At 67.4% G+C, this 19,655-nt stretch carries 1 protein-coding gene; it reads right to left on the reverse strand.

Annotated elements, in window-relative coordinates; genetic code table 11:
- On the reverse strand, positions 1-19,614 hold the full coding sequence (locus tag ACFWVD_RS17640; protein WP_379243909.1) for a hypothetical protein: 19,614 nt from the start codon (positions 19,612-19,614) through the stop codon (positions 1-3).
- Positions 19,615-19,655: the final 41 nt, after the last annotated feature.

A 19,655-nucleotide genomic window follows, 5' to 3' on the forward strand; every position in this document is an offset into this window, starting at 1 on the left:
TCAGAGCAGTCCGCCACCGAGCAGGCCACCGTCGTCGGAATCCGGAGCGGTGGTGCCCGAGGAGTCGCCCAGCAGGCCCGTGTCCGTCGCGCCGAGACCCGGACCGAAGGCGCCACCCACATCGACCGCGTCCAGCGAGCCGGTCAGGCCGCCGGTAGTGTCGGTCAGGCCGCCGGTCGCGGCACCGGTGGTGTCGGTGACCGCACCGGTCGCGGCGCCGGCGGTATCCGCCAGTCCGCCGGTGGCGGCTTCGGTGGTGTCGTACACCGGAGCAGTCGGCGCCGGTGTCGGCATCGGGGTGTAATCCAGGCCGGGCAGCGGGCCGGTATCCGTTGCGCCACCGACGGTGTCGGTGACCGTGGAGCCGAGGCCGGACGTGGTGTCGAAGGGGGCACCCGAACCGTTCAGGTCGGTCGGGACACCGCCACCGAGCAGGCCGCCGTCGCCACCGAGGAGACCGCTGGTGACACCGTCGACGGTGCCGAAGCCGGTTTCCAGGCCGGACCCGACCGCGTCGGTCGCGCCGCCGAGCAGGCCGCCGGTGGTGTCGGTGGGCAGGATGCCCGCGGTATCGGGCAACACGTCCACGCTGGGGACCAGGCCGTCGCCGGTGGGCAGGACGCCGCCCAGATCGTTGGTCGGCAGGCCACCGGTGACGCCACCGAGGTCGCCGGTCGGGAGGTTGCCGGTCAGGCCACCGAGGTCGCCTGCCGGAAGGCCGGCATCACCGGTGGGCAGGACCCCGCCGAGCAGGCCGGTGGTCGGCAGATCGCCGTCGCCGGTGGGCAGGACGCCACCGAGCAGGCCGCTGGGCAGGTCCGCGTCGCCCGCGGTCGGCAGGACTCCGCCGAGCAGGCCGCCGCCGGACGAGTCGCCGGTCAGGGCTCCGGTCACCGCGTCGAGGGGAGCGAAACCGGTTTCCAGGCCGGTGCCCGACGGGTTCGGCTCACCGGGTGCGATGCCGGACAGATCGCCGAGGCCGGTGGCCAGACCGGCGTTGTCGAACGTGTTGCCCAGATCGAAGCCCAGATCGTCGTCGCTCAGCGCTGCCAGGCCCGCGGTGGTGGCCGCGGCGCCGGTCAGGGCGCTGGCGGCATTGGCCGCGGAAGCCGCGCCGTCGGAGGCCGCCGAGGTGGCCGAGCTGTACGGCGAGGAGTTCGTCGAACCGGTGTTGTCGTGCGTGGAACCACTGAGGCCGCTGCTGAACAGGCCGGCCACCGCAGTCGGGTTGAGCACGTCGGTCATGCCGTTCATGACCCCGCCCACGCTGTCGACGTTGCCGCCGACACCGGTGATGTCCTCGAAGTTGGAACCGTTGATCAGGCCGTCGATCAGATCGTTGCCGATCGGGGACTGGTCGATCGCGGCACCGATGCCATTGGCGGTGATGTCCTGGAACACCGCGCCGTTGAGCACGTCGACCACACCGTCGTCGACCGCGTCGTTCAGGATCGGGGACTCGTCGATCGCCGCACCGATGCCATTGGTGGTGATGTCCTGGAAGTTGGCCGCGCCGAGCAGGCCACCCTCGCCACCGAGCAGACCGGACGCGATACCGCCGTCGATCAGATCCGCCGCGCCGCCCGCGCCGCCGATACCGGCCACGCCACCGTCGAGCACGTCGTTGAGGATCGGAACATTCGACTCGTCGATCGCGGCGCCGATGCCATTTGCGGTGATGTCCTCGAAGTTTGCCGCACCGAGCAGGCCACCTTCACCACCAAGCAGACCGCTGGCGACGCCACCGTCGACCACGTCGTTGAGGACGTTGGACTCGTCGATCGCCGCACCGATGCCGTTCGTGGTTATGTCTTCGAAGACCGCTCCGCCGAGCAGACCGGAGGCGATGCCACCGTCGATCAGATCCGCCGCGCCGCCCGCGCCGCCGATACCGGCCACGCCGCCGTCGAGCACGTCGTTGAGGACGTTGGACTCGTCGATCGCCGCACCGATGCCATTGGTGGTGATGTCCTCGAAGTCGCCGCTCAGGACGCCGCCCGCCAGGCCGGTGACCACCGCACCGTTCGCGATGCCACCCAGGTCGTCGACGTTGCCGCCGATGCCGGTGATGTCCTCGAACGCCGCGCCGTTGAGCACGCCGCCCGCGCCGGCCAGACCACCGTCGCCGCTGAGCAGACCACCCGCGAGGCCGGTCACGTCACCGGTGTTGGTCACGTCGCCGAGGGCGCCGCCGATGCCGGTGATGTTCTCCACGTCGACCAGGTCGGTGAAGGTGGATTCGTCGATCGCGGCGCCGATGCCGTTGGTGGTGATGTCCTCGAAGTCGCCGCTGAACACGCCGCCCGCCAGGCCGGTGATGTCACCGTCGACCAGGCCGCCGCCGAGCAGGCCACCCAGTGCACCGGTCGCGGCACCGTCGCCACTGAGCACGCCGCCCGCCACACCGGCGATGCCACCGTCGTTGACGTTGTTGAGGATCGCGCTCTCGTCGATCGCCGCGCCGATCCCGTTGATGGTGGTATCGGTCGCGCCACCGAACAGGCCGCCGTCGCCGCCCGCACCGAGCAGGCCGTTGCCCACGCCCGCCGCGCCGAGCAGGCCACCGTCGCCGTTCAGGACGCCGCCCGCACCGGCCAGACCACCGTCACCGTCGCCGGCCAGGCCGCCCACGATGCCGCCGACCACGTTGCCGTTGCCGATGCCACCACCCGCGGCGAGATCGTTGAGGACCGAACTCTCGTCGATCGCCGCGCCGATGCCGTTGGCGGTGATGTCTTCGAACGTATTGCTGGACAGGATGCCGCCGTCGACCACATCGGTCACGTCGTGGGCGCCGATGCCGGTCAGGTCGCCGCCGACCAGGCCGCTACCCAGAGCGCCTGCCAACGCGCCGTTGCCCAGGCCACCGAAGTTGTTGAGCGACTCGTCCACCTGGCCGCCGATGCCCTGGATCTGCACGTCCTCCCAGGCACTCGCCACACCATTGCCGATGCCGCCGATGTTGTCGCCGATGCCGTTCACATCGTTGAGTCCTGCGCCGAAAATGTTGTTGCTGCCGCCGATATTGATGTCGCCCATGTCAGTCACATCCCCAATGCCAGAAAGGTCAAGGTCGCCTACCACGCCGGTCAGGTCGCCGATCGAGCCGACAACGCCGGTCACATCTCCCGCAATGCCACCGGCAACACCAGTCACATCACCTGCAATTCCACTGATGTCACCGACAGAGCCGGTCACGTCGCCGATATCCAGGTCGCCGATCAGCCCGGTAGCACCGGTGATGTCACCGATGGAACCGGTCACATCGCCGATGACGCCACCGACACCGGTGAGGTCACCGACAGAGCCGATCAGGTCACCACCGACACCGGTCACATCGGCGATGCCGGTGACGATGCCGGTCAGGTCGCCGGTGAAGGCGGCCACGTCACCGGCGATACCGGTGAAGTCTGCGAAGAAGCCGGTGAGGTCACCGAACGAACCGGTGAGGTCACCGCCGATACCGGTGATGTCGGCGACGAAACCGCCGATCTCACCGCCGAATCCGGTCAGGTCGCCGAACGAGCCGGTCACGTCGCCGAACACGTCGGACAGGTCGCCGCCGATGCCGGTCACCGAGCCGGTGAGGTCACCGAGCGAACCGGTGATCCCGGTGAGCGATCCGCCGACACCGGTCAGGGAGCCGGTGATGTCGCCGACCGAGCCACCGATGCCGGTGAGAGAGCCGGTGAGGTCACCGAACGTGCCGCCGATGTCGCCGACCGAACCGCCGATGTCACCGATGGATCCGCCGATGCCCGCGATCGAGCCGACCAGGTCGCCGCCGACGTTCACCACGTCGCCGAAGCTGCCGGTGATGCCCTCGAAGGTGTTGTTCCAGTCGCCCGACACCGACACCAGGTCGCTCACCAGGCCGCTGCCGAAACCGGTGATGTTCAGCGCGTTGTCGCTGATGCCGGCGATCATGCCCGACCAGTCACCGGAGACGCCCGCGACATCGCCGACCAGATCGCTGACATTGAAGTCGCCGAAGGTGCCGGTGAGATCGCCGAAGGTACCGCCGACGTCGCCGATCATGTTCGACCAGTCGCCGAACACTGTCGTCACATCGCTGAAGGAATCGGTGATTCCGGACAGCCCGCCTGCCACGCCGGTCACGTCGCCGACCCAGGTGATGTCGCCCAGCAGGCCGCCGGTACCGCCACCACCCCCTCCGCCGCCGCCACCATCGCCGCCGATGATGCCGGTGATGTCGCCGATCGTGCCCGTGATGTCGTTGCCGCTCAGAGGTCCGGTCATGTCACCCACCGTGCTGGTCAGGTCACCGGCAATGCCGGTCACGTCGTTGATTCCGGTCAAGTCGCCGCCGACGCCGGTCAGGTCGCCGATGGAACCGATCAGGGCTCCACTCGGGTCGGCCGTGATGTCGCCGATGGTGTTGGTCAGGTCGCCGGTCAGGATGTCGCTGACCGTGCCGACGTTGGTGAGATCGCCGATCACGTCGCCGTTGATCAGGCCGGCGGTGAGGTCGCCGAGATTGCCGACGTTGGTCAGGTCGCCGGTGTCGAGGAGGTCGCCGGTGATGTCGCCGATCGCGCCGACGCCGGTGAGGTCGCCCGCGACGCCGGTCAGATCGCCGACCAGGGCGCCGTCGATCAGATCGCCGGTCACGTCGCCGATGAAGCCGTCGATCAGATCGCCGGTCACGTCGCCGTTGATCAGGCCGCCGGTGATGTCACCGATGCTGCCGACGTCGGTCAGGTCGCCGGCGATGCCGGTCAAGTTGCCGACGTTGGTGAAGTCGCCGTCGATCAGATCGCCGGTGATGTCACCGACGCCGGTCAGGTCACCGACGAGGTCACCGCCTACGAGGCCGCCGGTGATATCGCCGATCGAACCGACATCGGTCAGGTCACCGACCAAGCCGCCGTCGACGAGGTCTCCGGTGATGTCACCGACCGAACCGACATTGGTGAGGTCGCCGTTGAGGATTCCGCCGACGAGGTCGTTGTCGGTGATGTCGCCGTTGATCAGGCCGCCGGTGATGTCACCGATGCCATTGAGGTCGCCCGCCACGCCGGTCAGGTCGCCCACCAGGCCACCGTCGATGAGATCGCCCGTGATGTCACCGACGCCATTGAGGTCGCCTGCGACACCGGTCAGGTCGCCCACCAGATCGCCACCGACCAAGCCGCCGGTGATGTCGCCGACCGAACCGTCGATGAGGTCGCCGGTCACGTCGCCGATTCCGCCGATGCCAGTGAGGTCACCGCCGACGAGACCGCCGGTGATATCTCCGATCGAACCGACATCGGTGATGTCGCCGTTGAGGATTCCGCCTGCTACGCCGGTCAGGTCGCCGATTGCGCCGATGCCGGTCAGGTCACCGCCGGTGAGGTCGCCGACGACACCGCCGATGTCACCGGTATTGGTGATGTCGCCGACCAGGCTGCCGATATCGCCGGTGTTGGTGACGTCGCCGTTCAGGACGCCGCCGACGAGGTCGTTGTCGGTGATGTTGCTGAGGACGTCACCGTTGACCAGGCCGCCTGCGACGCCGGTGATGTCACCGGAGTTGTCGAACAGGTCGCTTGCGAGCCCGGCGAGATCTACGCCGCCGATCAGGTCACCGCCGATGAAGTCGCCGCCGATACCGGTGACCGCCGCGGCCAGGCCGGTGAGACCGATGAGGTTCGCGATGTCGCCGGTATTGGTGACGTTGCCGACGTTGCCGACCAGGTCGCCGGTGAGCTCGTTGTCGCTGATGCCGCTGAGCACGTCGCCGTTGATCAGGCCGGCGATGTCGTTGTCGGTGATGTCGCCGACGACGTCGCCGTTGACCACGCCGCCCGCGACACCGGTGAGATCGCTGAGAATGTCGCCGTTGACCACACCGCCGGTGACCGCCGACAGATCGTTGAGGAAATCGCCTGTGAGCACACCGTTTTCGGTGATGTCACCGACGATATCGCCATCGAGGATGCCGCCCGCCACACCGGTCAGATCGCCGTCGACCAGGTCGCCGGTCACGTCTCCATTGACCAGGCCGCCCGCGACCCCGGTGATGTCACCGACGCCGTTGAGCACGTCGCCGTTGATCAGACCGCCGGTGATGTCACCGTCGACGAGGTCACCCGTGATGTCGCCGATCGAGCCGACGTCGGTGAGGTCACCGACGATGTCGCCGTTGATGATTCCGCCCGCGACGCCGGTCAGGTCGCCGTTCACGAGGCCGCCGGTGATGTCGTTGTCGGTGATCGAACCCACGAGGCCGCCGATGTCGCCGGAGTTGTCGAGAAGGTCGCCGGTGATGTCGCCGTTGACCAAGCCGCCGGTCAGATCGCCTGCCACGCCGGTGATGTCGCCGTTCACGAGTCCGCCGGTGAGATCACCGTTGACCAGGCCACCGGTGATGTCACCGGTGTTGGAGATCAGTCCGCCTGCGATGCCGGTGATGTCACCGTTGAGGATGCCGCCCGCGACGCCGGCGATGTCGTTGTCGGTGATCGAGCCGACCAGACCCCCGATGTCGCCGGAGTTGTCGAGCAGATCGCCGGTGATGTCACCGTTCACGAGGCCACCTGCCACTCCGGTCAGGTCGCCCGCGACGCCCGTCACGTCGAGCAGATCGCCCGTGATGTCACCGTTGACGAGGCCTCCTGCGACGCCGGTCAGACCGCCGTCGATCAGATCGCCGGTGATGTCGCCATCGATGAGGTCGCCGGTGATGTCGCCGGTGTTGGAGATCAGACCACCTGCGACGCCGGTGAAGTCGCCGTTGGTGATGTCGCTGAGGACGTCGCCGTTGACGAGGCCGCCCGCGACGCCGGTGAGATCGCCTGCGACACCGGTGATGCCGCCGTCGACCAGGTCACCGGTGATGTCGCCGTTCACGAGGCCGCCCAGGCCACCGTCGATCAGATCACCAGTGATGTCGCCATTGGTGATGTCACCGATAACGTCGCCATTGACCAGGCCGCCCGCGACACCGGTGAGATCGCCCGCGATGCCGGTGATGTCGCCGTTCACCAGACCACCCGCGACGCCGGTCAGCCCGCCGTCGATCAGATCGCCGGTGATGTCGCCATTGACGAGGTCGCCGGTGAGATCGCCTGCCACCCCGGTCAAGTCGCCGGTATTGCCGGTGATGTCACCGACCGAGCCGATCAGGCCACCGATATCGCCCGAGTTGTCCAGCAGGTCACCGGTGATGTCGCCGTTCACCAGACCACCCGCGATGCCGGTCAGGTCGCCGGTGTTGGTGATGTCGCTGAGGACGCCGCCGATGTCACCGGAGTTGTTCAGCAGGTCGCCCGCGACGCCGGTCACGTCGCCGTTGACCAGGCCGCCTGCGATGCCGGTGAGGTCGCCACTGTTGCCGGTGATGTCACCGACGATGTCTCCGGTGTTGTTCACGAGTCCTCCTGCTACGCCGGCGATATCGCCGTTGTTGGTGATGTCGCCGACCGAACCGATCAGGCCACCGATATCGCCGGAGTTCGTGATGTCACCGACCACGCCACCGATGTCGCCCGAGTTGTCCAGCAGGTCGCCCGTCAGGTCGCCGCTGTTGCCGGTGATGTCACCGACCGTGCCGATCACGCCGCCGATATCACCGCTGTTGGTGATGTCGCTGAGTACGTCCCCGTTGACGAGGCCGCCGGCGATGCCGGTCAGGTCGCCGTCGATGAGGTCGCCGGTGATGTCGCCATTGAGGATTCCGCCCGCGATGCCCGCGAGGTCGCCGTTGTTGGTGATGGCGCCGACCACGTCGCCGGTGTTGCCGGTGATGTCGCTGAGCAGGTCACCGCCGACGCCGGTCAGGTCGCCGTTGATCAGGCCGCCGGTGAGGTCGCCGGTGTTGGTCAGGTCGCCGATGATGTCGCCCGAGTTGCCGGTCAGGTCGCCGATGATGTCGCCGTTGACGACACCGCCTGCGACGCCGGTCAAGTCGCCGGCGATGCCCGAGATGTCGCCGGTGTTGTTCACCAGTCCACCCGCGACACCGGTGAGATCGCCCGCGACACCGGTGACGTCGCCGTTGACCAGTCCGCCCGCGATACCGGTCACGTCGCCCACCGAGTTGGTCCAGTCGCCGACCGAGAAGACCAGGTCGTCGACGTTGTCGGAGATGCTGCCGATCGAGCCGGAGTTGTCGAGCAGGTCGCCGGCGATGCCGGTGAGGTCACCCGAGTTGCCGGTGAGATCCCCTGCGATGCCCGAGATGTCACCGACGGTTCCGGCGATGTCACCGGAGTTGTCGATCAGATCACCTGCGACACCGGTGAGGTCACCGCTGTTGCCGATGTCGCCGACCGAACCGATCAAGTCACCCGCGATTCCGCTGATGTCGCCGGTGTTGTTGACGAGGCCGCCCGCGACGCCGGTGATCGTGCCCGTGTTGTCGATCAGGTCGCCGGTCACGTCACCATTGATCAAGCCGCCGGTCACATCGCCGTTGATCAGGCCACCAGCCACTCCGGTCAGGTCGCCTGCGACACCGGTCAAGTCACCGGAGTTGCCGGTCAGGTCGCCTGCAACGCCGCTGACATTGCTCAAGAGGTCGCCGCCGACGCCGGTGACGTCACCGACCGAACCGATCAGGCTGGGGTCGCCGACGATGCCGGTGAGGTCGCCCGCGACACCGGTGATGTCACCGGAGATTCCGCTCAGGTTACCGGTATTGCCCGTGACGTCACCGACGGATCCGACGAGATCGCCTGCGATACCGGTGAAGTCGCCCGAATTACTGAGAAGGCCGCCTGCCACGCCGGTCACGTCACCGATCAGGTCGCCGCCGACACCGGTCACGTCGCCGATCCCGCTCAGGTCACCAGCCACGCCGGTCAAGTCGCCCGCGATGCCCGTGAGGTCGCCCGAATTGCTGAGCAGGCCGCCCGCTACGCCGGTCACATCGCCAACCGTGTTGGTCAGGTCGCCGGTGTTCACCAGGCCGCCCGCGATACCGGTGATGTCACCTGTGTTGCCGGTCAGATCGCTGAGCAGATCGCCACCGACCCCGGTCACATCGCCGATACCGCCTGCTACGCCGGTGATATCGCCTGCGATTCCGGTCAGGTCGCCGGTGTCGACGAGGTCGCTGACCGAGTTGGTGAGGTCGCCCGCTACGCCGGTCACGTCGCCGGTGATCCCGGTCAGGTCACCAGTGTTGCCGGTCAGGTCGCCCGCAACTCCAGTGATGTCACCGACCGAACCGATCAGCCCACCTGCGATACCGGTGATGTCACCGGAGTTGCCGGTCAGGTCGCCGACTGTGTTGGTGACGTCGCCCAGGGTGTTCGTCAGGTCGCCGGAGTTGCCGGTGATTCCGCTCAGCAGGTCGCCGCCGACGCCGGTGAGGTCGCCCGCCACGCCGGTCACGTCGCCGACCGAGCCGATGCTGCCGGTGACGTCGCTGATGGAGTTGGTGAGATCGCCCGCTACGCCGGTCACGTCGCTGATCGAGCCGACCGTCTGCGTCAGATCCCCTGCCACACCGGTCACGTCGCCGACCAGGTCGCCGCCGACGCCCGTGATGTCGCCGACCGAACCGAGTGTGTTGGTGACGTCGCCGACCGTGTTGGTCCAATCACCCACCGAGCCAACGGTTCCGAGCACATCGCCTGCGACGCCTGTGACGTCGCTGATCGAACCGACGGTGTTGGTCAGGTCGCCTGCCACACCGGTGAGGTCGCCGGCAACTCCGGTGACGTCACCGATCGAACCGACGGTCTGGGTCAGGTCACCCAACGTGTTCGTCACGTCGCCGATCGAACCGACGGTGTTCGTCAGATCGCCTGCGACACCTGTCACGTCGCCGACCAGATCACCACCGACCGCGGTGAGATCGCCGATCGAACCGACGGTATTGGTCAGGTCGCCTGCCACGCCGGTCACGTCGCTGATCGAACCCACCGTCTGCGTCAGATCCCCCGCGACGCCAGTCACGTCGCTGACGTTGCCGATGGTCTGCGTCAGGTCTCCCAGCGTGCTCGTCACGTCGCCGATGGAACCGACCGTGTTCGTCAGATCGCCAGCGACGCCCGTGAGGTCGCCCGCGACGCCGGTCACGTCACTGATCGAACCCACCGTCTGCGTCAGATCCCCCGCGACACCAGTCACGTCGCTGACGTTGCCAATGGTCTGCGTCAGGTCGCCCAGCGTGTTCGTCACGTCGCCGATGGAACCGACCGTTTGCGTGAGGTCGCCGGCCACGCCGGTCAGGTCACCGACCGTGTTGGTCACGTCGCCGATCGAGCCGACGGTCTGGGTCAGGTCACCTGCGACGCCGGTGAGGTCGCCCGCGATACCTGTCACGTCGCCGATCGAGCCGACGGTCTGCGTCAGGTCACCCGCCACACCGGTCACATCGCTGATCGAACCGACCGTGTTGGTCAGGTCGCCAGCCACGCCGGTGAGGTCGCCCGCGATGCCGGTCACGTCGCCGACCGAACCCACTGTCTGCGTGAGGTCGCCGGCGACACCGGTCAGATCGCCGAAGGTATTGGTCACGTCGCTGATCGAGCCGATGGTCTGGGTCAGATCACCGGCGACACCGGTCACGTCGCCCACCGAACCGACCGCACTGGTGACGTCGCCGACCGTGTTCGTCCAATCACCGACGGAGCCAACGGTTCCCGTGATGTCGCCGACCGAGCCGATCATGTCGCCCGCGACACCGGACACGTCGCCGACGTTGCCGATGGTCTGCGTCAGGTCACTCACGGTGTTCGTCACGTCGCCGGCAATGCCGGTCACGTCACCGACCGAACCGACCGTGTTGGTCAGATCGCCTGCGACGCCCGTGAGGTCGCCCGCGACGCCGGTCACATCGCTGATGGAGCCGACGGTGTTGGTCAGGTCCCCGGCCACTCCGGTGAGGTCGCCGACTGTGTTGGTCAGGTCCCCGGCCACTCCGGTGAGGTCGCCGACTGTGTTGGTCACGTCGCCGATCGAGCCGACAGTCTGTGTGAGGTCACCTGCCACGCCGGTCACGTCACTGATCGAGCCGACCGTGCCGGTCAGGTCGCCTGCGACGCCGGAAACGTCGCCCACCGACTGAGTGAGGTTTCCGACCGTATTCGTCCAATCGCCCACGCTCTGGGTGAGATCGCCCGCCACGCCGGTCACGTCGCCGATCGAACCGACCGTGCCGGTCAGATCCCCAGCAACCCCCGTCAGGTCGCCGGCGATCCCGGTTACGTCGCTGATCGAGCCGACCGTTTGCGTCAGGTCACCTGCTACACCGGTTACGTCGCTGATCGAGCCGACGGTGTTCGTCAGATCGCCCGCGACACCGGTCACGTCGCTGATGTTTCCGACCGTGTTCGTCAGGTCGCCCGCAACACCGGCGATGTCGCCCACCGAACCGACCGTGTTCGTCAGGTCGCCAGCCACGCCGGTGAGGTCGCCCGCGACACCGGCGATACCGCCGGTCACGCCGGTTACGTCGCCGACCGTCTGCGTCAGATCGCCCGCTACACCGCTGACGTCGCCAATCGAGTTCGTCAGATCGCCCGCAACACCGACTACATCGCCGACCGAACCGACCGTCTGCGTCAGATCGCCCGCAACGCCGCTGACGTCGCTGATCGAATTGGTGAGATCGCCCGCGACCCCCGAAACATCGCCGATGGACTGCGTGAGGTTGCCGACCGTGTTGGTCCAGTCGCCCACCGAGCCGACATTTCCCGTCACATCACCGACGGTCTGCGTCAGATCGCCCGCCACACCGGCAATACCGCCCGACACCCCGGTCACGTCGCCGACTGTCTGCGTCAGATCGCCCGCGACACCGGTCACGTCGCCGACCGAACCGACGGTGTTCGTGAGGTCGCCGGCCACGCCGGAGAGATCGCCCGCGACTCCGGAAATGTCGCCGACTGTCTGCGTGAGATCGCCGGCGACGGCTGTCACGTCGCTGATCGAACCGACCGTCTGCGTCAGATCGCCTGCCACGCCGGTGAAGTCACCGACGGAGCCGATCACGTCGCCAGCCACGCCCGTCACATCGCCGACCGAACCGACAGTGTTCGTCAGATCGCCGGTCACACCGGTCACCGAGTTGGTGAGGTCGCCCGCCACGCCGGCGATTCCGCCGGAAACGCCGGTCACGTCGCCGACAGAGCCGACCAGGTCACCCGCGACACCGGTCACGTCGCCGACCGAACCGACCGTCTGCGTGAGGTCGCCGGCAACGCCGGAGATGTCGCCCACGGAACCGATCACGTCGCCGGCTACGCCTGTCACGTCGCTGATCGAACCGACGGTCTGCGTCAGATCGCCTGCAACGCCGGTGAAGTCACCCGCGACACCGCTGATGTCACTGATCGAATTGGTGAGATCGCCCGCCACGCCCGAAACGTCGCCCACCGACTGAGTGAGGTCACCCGCGACCCCCGAGACGTCGCCCACCGAGTTGGTGAGGTTTCCGACGGTGTTGGTCAGGTCGCCGGTCATGCCGGTGATGTCGCCGATGGTGTTCGTCCAGTCGCCGACGGAGCCGACGGTGTTCGTGAGGTCGCCTGCCACGCCGCTCACGTCGCTGATGGAGTTGGTGAGGTCGCCCGCGACACCAGTTACGCCGCCCGCGATGCCGCTGATATCGCCGACCGAGTTGGTGAGATCGCCGGCAACGCCGGATACGTCGCCGACCGACTGGGTGAGGTTTCCGACCGTGTTGGTCCAATCACCGACGGAGCCAACGGTATTGGTGAGGTCGCCCGCAACGCCGGTCAGGTCGCCCGCGACACCCGCGATGTCGCCGACCGAGCCGACGGTGTTCGTGAGGTCCCCGGCGACGCCGCTCACGTCGCTGATCGAGCCGACCAGGTCGCCCGCGACACCGGTCACGTCGCCGACCGAACCGACCGTCTGCGTCAGATCGCCCGCGACACCGGTCAGGTCGCCGGTCATGCCGGTGATGTCGCCAACCGTCTGCGTCCAATCTTGGACGGAGCCAACCGTGTTGGTGAGATCGCCCGCCACGCCGGTGACATCGCCGACCGAATTCGTCAGATCGCCGGCAACACCGGAAACATCGCCGACGGAACCGATCAGGTCGCCCGCTACTCCGGTCACGTCGCTGATCGAGCCCACCGTCTGCGTCAGATCGCCCGCGACACCGGTGAAGTCACCCGCGACGCCGCTGATCGAATTGGTGAGGTCGCCTGCGACGCCGGACACGTCGCCGACCGTGTTGGTGAAGTTTCCGACCGTGTTGGTCAGGTCGCCCGCTACCCCGGTGATGTCCCCGACCGAGCCGACCGTATTGGTGAGATCGCCCGCCACGCCGCTCACGTCGCTGATCGAGCCAACCAGGTCGCCCGCGACACCGGTCACGTCACCGACCGAACCGACCGTCTGCGTGAGATCGCCTGCGACGCCGGTCAGGTCACCGGTCATGCCGGTGATGTCGCCGATCGTGTTGGTCCAATCTCCCACGGAGCCAACGATGTTCGTGAGGTCGCCCGCTACGCCGCTCACGTCGCTGATCGAACCGACCAGGTCGCCCGCGACACCGGTCACGTCACCGACGAAACCGACGGTGTTGGTGATGTCGCTGATGTTTCCGACGGAGTTGGTCAGGTCGCCTGCGACTCCGGAGACGTCGCCGGTGATGCCGGACAGGTCGCCGCCGACGCCGGTGAGGTCGCCCGCTACGCCGCTGATCGAGTTGGTGAGGTCGCCTGCGACTCCGGTGAAGTCACCGACCGACTGGGTGAGATCGCCTGCCACGCCGCTGATGTCGCCTACCGAGTTGGTTACCTCGCCGACCGAACCGGCGATGCCGGTGACGTCGCCTGCCACGCCGGTGAGGCCGCCTGCGATGTCGCCCACCGAGCCGACGGTGTTCGTCAGGTCGCCCGCCACGCCGGTCACGTCGCCAACGGAGCCGACCGTGCCGGTGACGTTGCTGAGCAGGTCGCCGCCCACGCCGGTGATGTCGCCGACTGTGTTGGTCCAATCACCAACGGAACCAACAGTATTGGTGAGGTCGCCCGCCACGCCGGAGATGTCGCCGGTCATGCCGGTCAGGTCGCCCAGCGTGTTGGTGACGTCGCCGACCGAACCGACTGTGCCGAGGAGGTCGCCGCCGACACCGGTCACGTCGCCGATACCGCCCGCGATTCCGGAGATGTCGCCGACCGTGTTGGTCAGGTCGCCCGCTACGCCGGATACGTCGCCTGCCACGCCGGTCAAGTCACCAGCTACGCCGGACACGTCGCCAGCCACACCGGACAGGTCACCGGCCACACCGGTCAGGTCGCCAGCTACGCCGGTCAGGTCACCTGCCACGCCGGTCAGGTCGCCTGCCACACCGGCGATGTCGCCGACGGAGCCGACCGTGTTGGTCAGGTCGCCGAAGGTGTTGGTGATGTCGCTGATGGAGCCGATGTCGGTGATATCGCCGACCGAACCGACCGTGTTGGTCAGGTCGCCCGCGACTCCGGTCAGGTCGCCGATGGAGCCGACGTCGGTGATATCGCCTGCTACGCCGGACAGGTCACCGGCAATCCCAGTGATGTCGCCGACGGAACCGATGGTGTTGGTGAGGTCGCCAACCGAACCGACTGTGTTGGTCAAGTCGCCGGCGACGCCCGTGACGTCGGTGATGGACCCGATATCGGTGATGTCGCCTGCCACGCCGGTGAGGTCGCCGCCGATGTCGGACATGTCGCCGATCGAGTTGGTGATGCCGCTGACGTCCCCGGCCACTCCGGTCAGGTCGCCCGCCACGCCGGATACGTCGCTGACGGAACCGATCACGTCGCCCGCGACACCGGATACGTCGCCCACGGAGCCGACCAGGTCGCCCGCGACACCGGTCACGTCGCCGACGGAACCGACGGTGTTGGTCAGGTCGCCGAAGGTGTTGGTCAGATCGCCCGCAATGCCGGTGACTTCACCCACCGAGCCCGCGATGCCGGTGATGTCGCCGACGGTGCCGAACACGTCGCCGACCGAGCCGAGATCGCCGCCTACACCGGAGATGTCGCCGACCGAGCCGATGACGTCGCCCGCGACACCGGTCACTCCCCCGGTGATGCCGGTCAGGTCGCCTGCGACGCCGGTCAAGTCGCCCGCGACACCGGTCACGTCGCTGATCGAGCCCAGGTCGCCGCCTACCGCGGTGAGGTCGCCGATCGTGTTGGTCAGGTCGCCGGCCACGCCGCTGACGTCGCCGCCGATCACGTCACCGACCACATTGCTCACGTCGCTGATCGAGCCCAGGTCGCCGCCTACCGCGGTGAGGTCGCCGATCGTGTTGGTCAGGTCGCCGGCTACGCCGCTGATGTCGCCGATCGAGCCCAGGTCGCCTGCCACGCCGGTGAGATCGCCTGCCACACCGGTGAATTCGCCGACGGAACCTGCGATTCCGGTGATGTCGCCGACCGAGCCGACCGACTGCGTGATGTCGCCGACGGAGCCGATGCCGCCGTCGAGGACGTCGCCGACCGAGCCGACGTTGCCGACCACGTTGCTCACGTCACCGATCGAGCCGACACCAGCGACCACGTCACCGACCACGTTGGTCACGTCGCCGACGGAGCCCACGCCCGAGATCACATCACCCACCGAACCGACGTCCCCGCCGATCACATCGCCGACCACGTTGGTCACGTCGCCGACCACGTTGGTCACGTCGCCGCCGACCACGTCACCGACCACACTGCTCACGTCACCGATCGAGCCGACGCCTGCGATCACATCACCCACCGAACCGACGTCGCCGACCGAACCGAGTACGTCGCCGCCGATCACGTCGCCCACGACGTTGGTGACGTCGCCGACCGAGCTGACGTCCGACAGCACGTCGCCTACCGAACCGCCCACGCCGGTCAGGTCACCGACGACGTTGCTCACGTCACCGACGGAACCCACACCCGAGATCACGTCACCGACGGATCCGCCGATACCGGTCACGTCCCCTACCGAACCGAGTACATCCCCGCCGATCACGTCGCCCACCACATTGCTCACGTCGCCCACCGAACCGACACCCGAGATCACGTCACCCACCGAGCCGACATCGCCGACCACTTCGGTCACGTCGCCCACCACGTTGGTCACGTCGCCGATCGAACCGACGTCGCCGCCGATGGAGCCGATGCCCGACAGCACGTCGCCGACCGAACCGCCGACGCCGGTCACATCGCCAACCACGTCGCCGATAGAACCGATGTTGGTCAGGTCGCCCACCGAGCCGCCGGTGATGTCGCCGACGACGCTGCTGATCGAGCCGATGTTCTGGGTGACGTCGCCTATCGAGCCGACATTGCCCACGTCGGTGAGGTCGCCGACGACATCGCTCACATCGCCGATGGAACCGACGTTGGTCAGATCGCCTACGGACCCGATGCCGCCGGCGAGCACGTCGCCGACCGAGCCGCCGATGCCGGTCACGTCGCCCACGACGCTGCCGACGGAACCGATGTTCTGGGTGACGTCGCCGACCGAGCCGACGACATTGCCGACGTTGCCCACATCGGTGAGGTCGCCGACTACGTCGCTGACATTGCCGACCCCGCCGACCACTTCACTGACGTCGCCGATATTGCCCACGTCGGTCAGGTCCCCGACAACGCTGCCGATATTGCCTACGTCGGTGAGGTCGCCGACTACGTTGCTGACGTCGCCGACGTTGCTGATTCCGCCGACGACTTCGCTGATGTCGCCACCGATATTGCCCACGTTCGTCAGGTCGCCGACGTTGGTGACGTCGCCGATCACTTCGCTCACATCGCCGATCGAGCCCACGTCGCCGACGACGGATCCGACGACATTGCTCACGTCGCCGATCGAGCCTGCGCCGTTGAGGACGTCGGTGATGTTGCCGGCGACATTGCTGATGTCACCGATCGAGCCGATATCGCCCGTCACATTGCTCACGTCGCCGACCACGTCGGTCACCGAGCCCGCGCCGTTGAGTACGTCGGTGACGTCGCCGATGCCGATGTCGCCTGCCACGTTGCTCACGTCGCCGACCACGTTGCCGATGCCGCCGTCGATCAGGTCGCCGGTGATGTCGCCGATGCTGCCCACGTTGGTGAGATCGCCTGCGACGCCGGTGATGTCGGAGATCGAGCCGATGTCGGTGACGTCGCCGATCGCGCCCGCACCGTTGAGGACATCGGTGACGTCGCCGACGTTGCCCGCCACATTGCTCACGTCGCCGACGACATTGCTGATATCGCCCACCGAGCCGATGCCGGTGACTACCTCGCTGACGTCGCCGATCGAGCCGACATCGCCTGCCACATCGGTGATGTCGCCGATCGAGCCGATGTTGCTGAGTACCTCGGTCACGTCACCGCTGTTGGTGATCACGTCGGTGACATCGCCGATGGAGCCGGCGCCGTTGAGGACATCGGAGACGCTGCCGATGGCGGAGTCGTTGAGTACGTCGGTCAGGTTCGTGTCGCCGACAACCTGATTCACGTTGCCGACCACGTTGCTGACGTCACCGATGGAGCCCGCTCCGTTGAGGACGTCGGTCAGGTTCTGGTCTCCCACAACCTGATTCAGGTCGCCGACAACACTGCCGATAGACCCGGCCCCGTTGAGCACATCGCCGACGGTGCCTGCGTCGATGTCGGTGATCCCACCGAGCACGTCGCCGACCGAGCCGACGTCGGTGATGCCGCCGACAACGTTGCTCACATCGCCGATCGAGCCTGCCCCGTTGAGCACATCGCTGACCGCGTCGAGGTCGGTGATGTCGCCTACCGAACCGATGTTGGTGATTCCGCCCAGCACGTCACCAACCGACCCGGCATCCACCAGGTCGGTCACGTCGCCGATATTCGAGTTCTGGATGACGTCGCTCACGGAGCCGACGTTGCTGAGAATGTCTCCGACAGAACCGATTCCGGTGATGCCGCCGAGGTCGGTGATGTCGCCTACCGAGGCGACACTGCCGAGTACGTCGCCCACGGTGGTGACGCCGCCGAGTACGTCGCCGACGCCGCCGATGTCGCCGGCCGAGCCGATGACTTCGCTGACGTTGCCCACGTTGTTGAGCGTGGAGATGAAGTCGCCGACGGCCAGCTCCGACAGCACGTTGCCGAAGTCGCCGAAGTCGTTGAATACGTTGCTGATCGGGCTGATGCCGTTGAGGACGCCGCTGACGCCGCCGAGCGAGCCCGAGACCACCGAGACGGGGGCGCTGAGGTTGCCGATCAGGGCGTCGCCGATCTGGACCGCGTTGAACGCGTCGGTCATCTCCGTGGCGATCTGGGCGGCTTGGTTGAAGGCGTCGATGCCGGTGATGTCGCCGAGGGTGCTGCCGTTGGCCAGGCCCGCGATGTCGCCGATGTTCGCGCCGCTGATCAGGTTGGTGACGTCGCCAACGGTGTTGCCGCCCAACAGGTCTCCGACGTTGGCGCCGCTGATCAGGTTGGTGACGTCGCCGAGAGTGTTGCCGCCGCCGATCACGTCGCCCAGGCCGGTGATGTCGCCGAGGTTGCCGACGGTGTTGGTGAGGTCGCCCAGGTTGCCCACGTCGGTGAGGTCGCCGAGAGTGTTGGTGAGGTTGCCGACGTCGCCCAGGTTGCCGAGCATGTTGGTGACGTCGCCGACGTCGCCGAGGCTGTTGGTCAGGTTCGCGATGTCGCCCAGGCCGGAGATGTCGCCGACGGCGTTGGTCAGGTTGCCGACATTGCTGAGGGTGTCGCCGAGGTGCCCGATGCTGCTCAGGGTGTCGCCGAGGTTGCCCAGGTTGTTGAGGGTGTCGCCGATATTGCCGAGGGACACGACCTCGTTGAGCGTGTCGCCGAGGTTGCCCACGTCACCGAGATTGCCTACGTTGCCCAGGCTGCCGATGTCGCCGAGGTTGAGCCCGCCGACGTCGGTTCCGTTGAGCAGGTTGCTGATCTGGTCGCCGTTGAGCAGGTTGCTGACCGGATCGCCGGTGAGGATGTCGGGGCTGAAGATCTCGTTGTCGCCGTTGCCCTGATTGTTGGTGGTGTTGCCGCTATTGGTGTTGGTGGTGTTGCCACTGTTGGTGCTGTCGCCACCGTTCCCACCGTTGCCGCCGCCGCCGTTGCCCCCACCGGGAGCTCCCGGTCCGCCGGGTCCACCGGGCCCGCCCGGCCCACCATTACCGCCGCCACCATTTCCGCCGCCGCCGTTGCCACCGTTGCCGCCACCACCATTACCGCCGTTGCCACCGCCACCATTTCCCCCACTACCGCCACGGCCACCCCCACCACTACCGCCCGCACCACCATTGCCCCCACCGGGGCCCCATGCCCCGCCACCGGCTCCACCCGGCCCGAACCAACGTCCCGGCCCGCCGAAGAACATCGCAGGCCCGGCCCCGTACCCGGCGTATCCACCGAAACCGCCGGCTCCACCGCCACCGCCACCGGTGGCCCCGTACCGACCTGCCCCGCCGTACCCACCGGTGCCGTAACCGGCCCCGTATCCGCCGGTCCCGGCCCCGACGATCCCACGAAGTCCCGCGCCACCACCGTCACACACCGATCGCGCGACCATCGGCGCGCAGGCAGCGATGTACTGCGGAGTCGCGCACAACTGGGCCTGTTCGATGACCTTGTCGGGCGCGTTGCAGTAGGCCGCCGCGGCCTTGGGGTCGCGCAGCAGATCGAGAATGAACTGCAGAATCGCGTTCTCCATGGGTGTGGTCATCGAAATCAGCTCCTTCGTGAATCGGCACGATGCATCGACGC

It is taken from the genome of Nocardia sp. NPDC058666 (genome assembly GCF_042714895.1).
GTDB lineage: Bacteria > Actinomycetota > Actinomycetes > Mycobacteriales > Mycobacteriaceae > Nocardia.

Coding starts and splice junctions, on each gene's coding strand:
- ACFWVD_RS17640 (WP_379243909.1), bottom strand. CDS start 19,614: ATGACCACACCCATGGAGAACGCGATTCTGCAGTTCATTCTCGATCTG.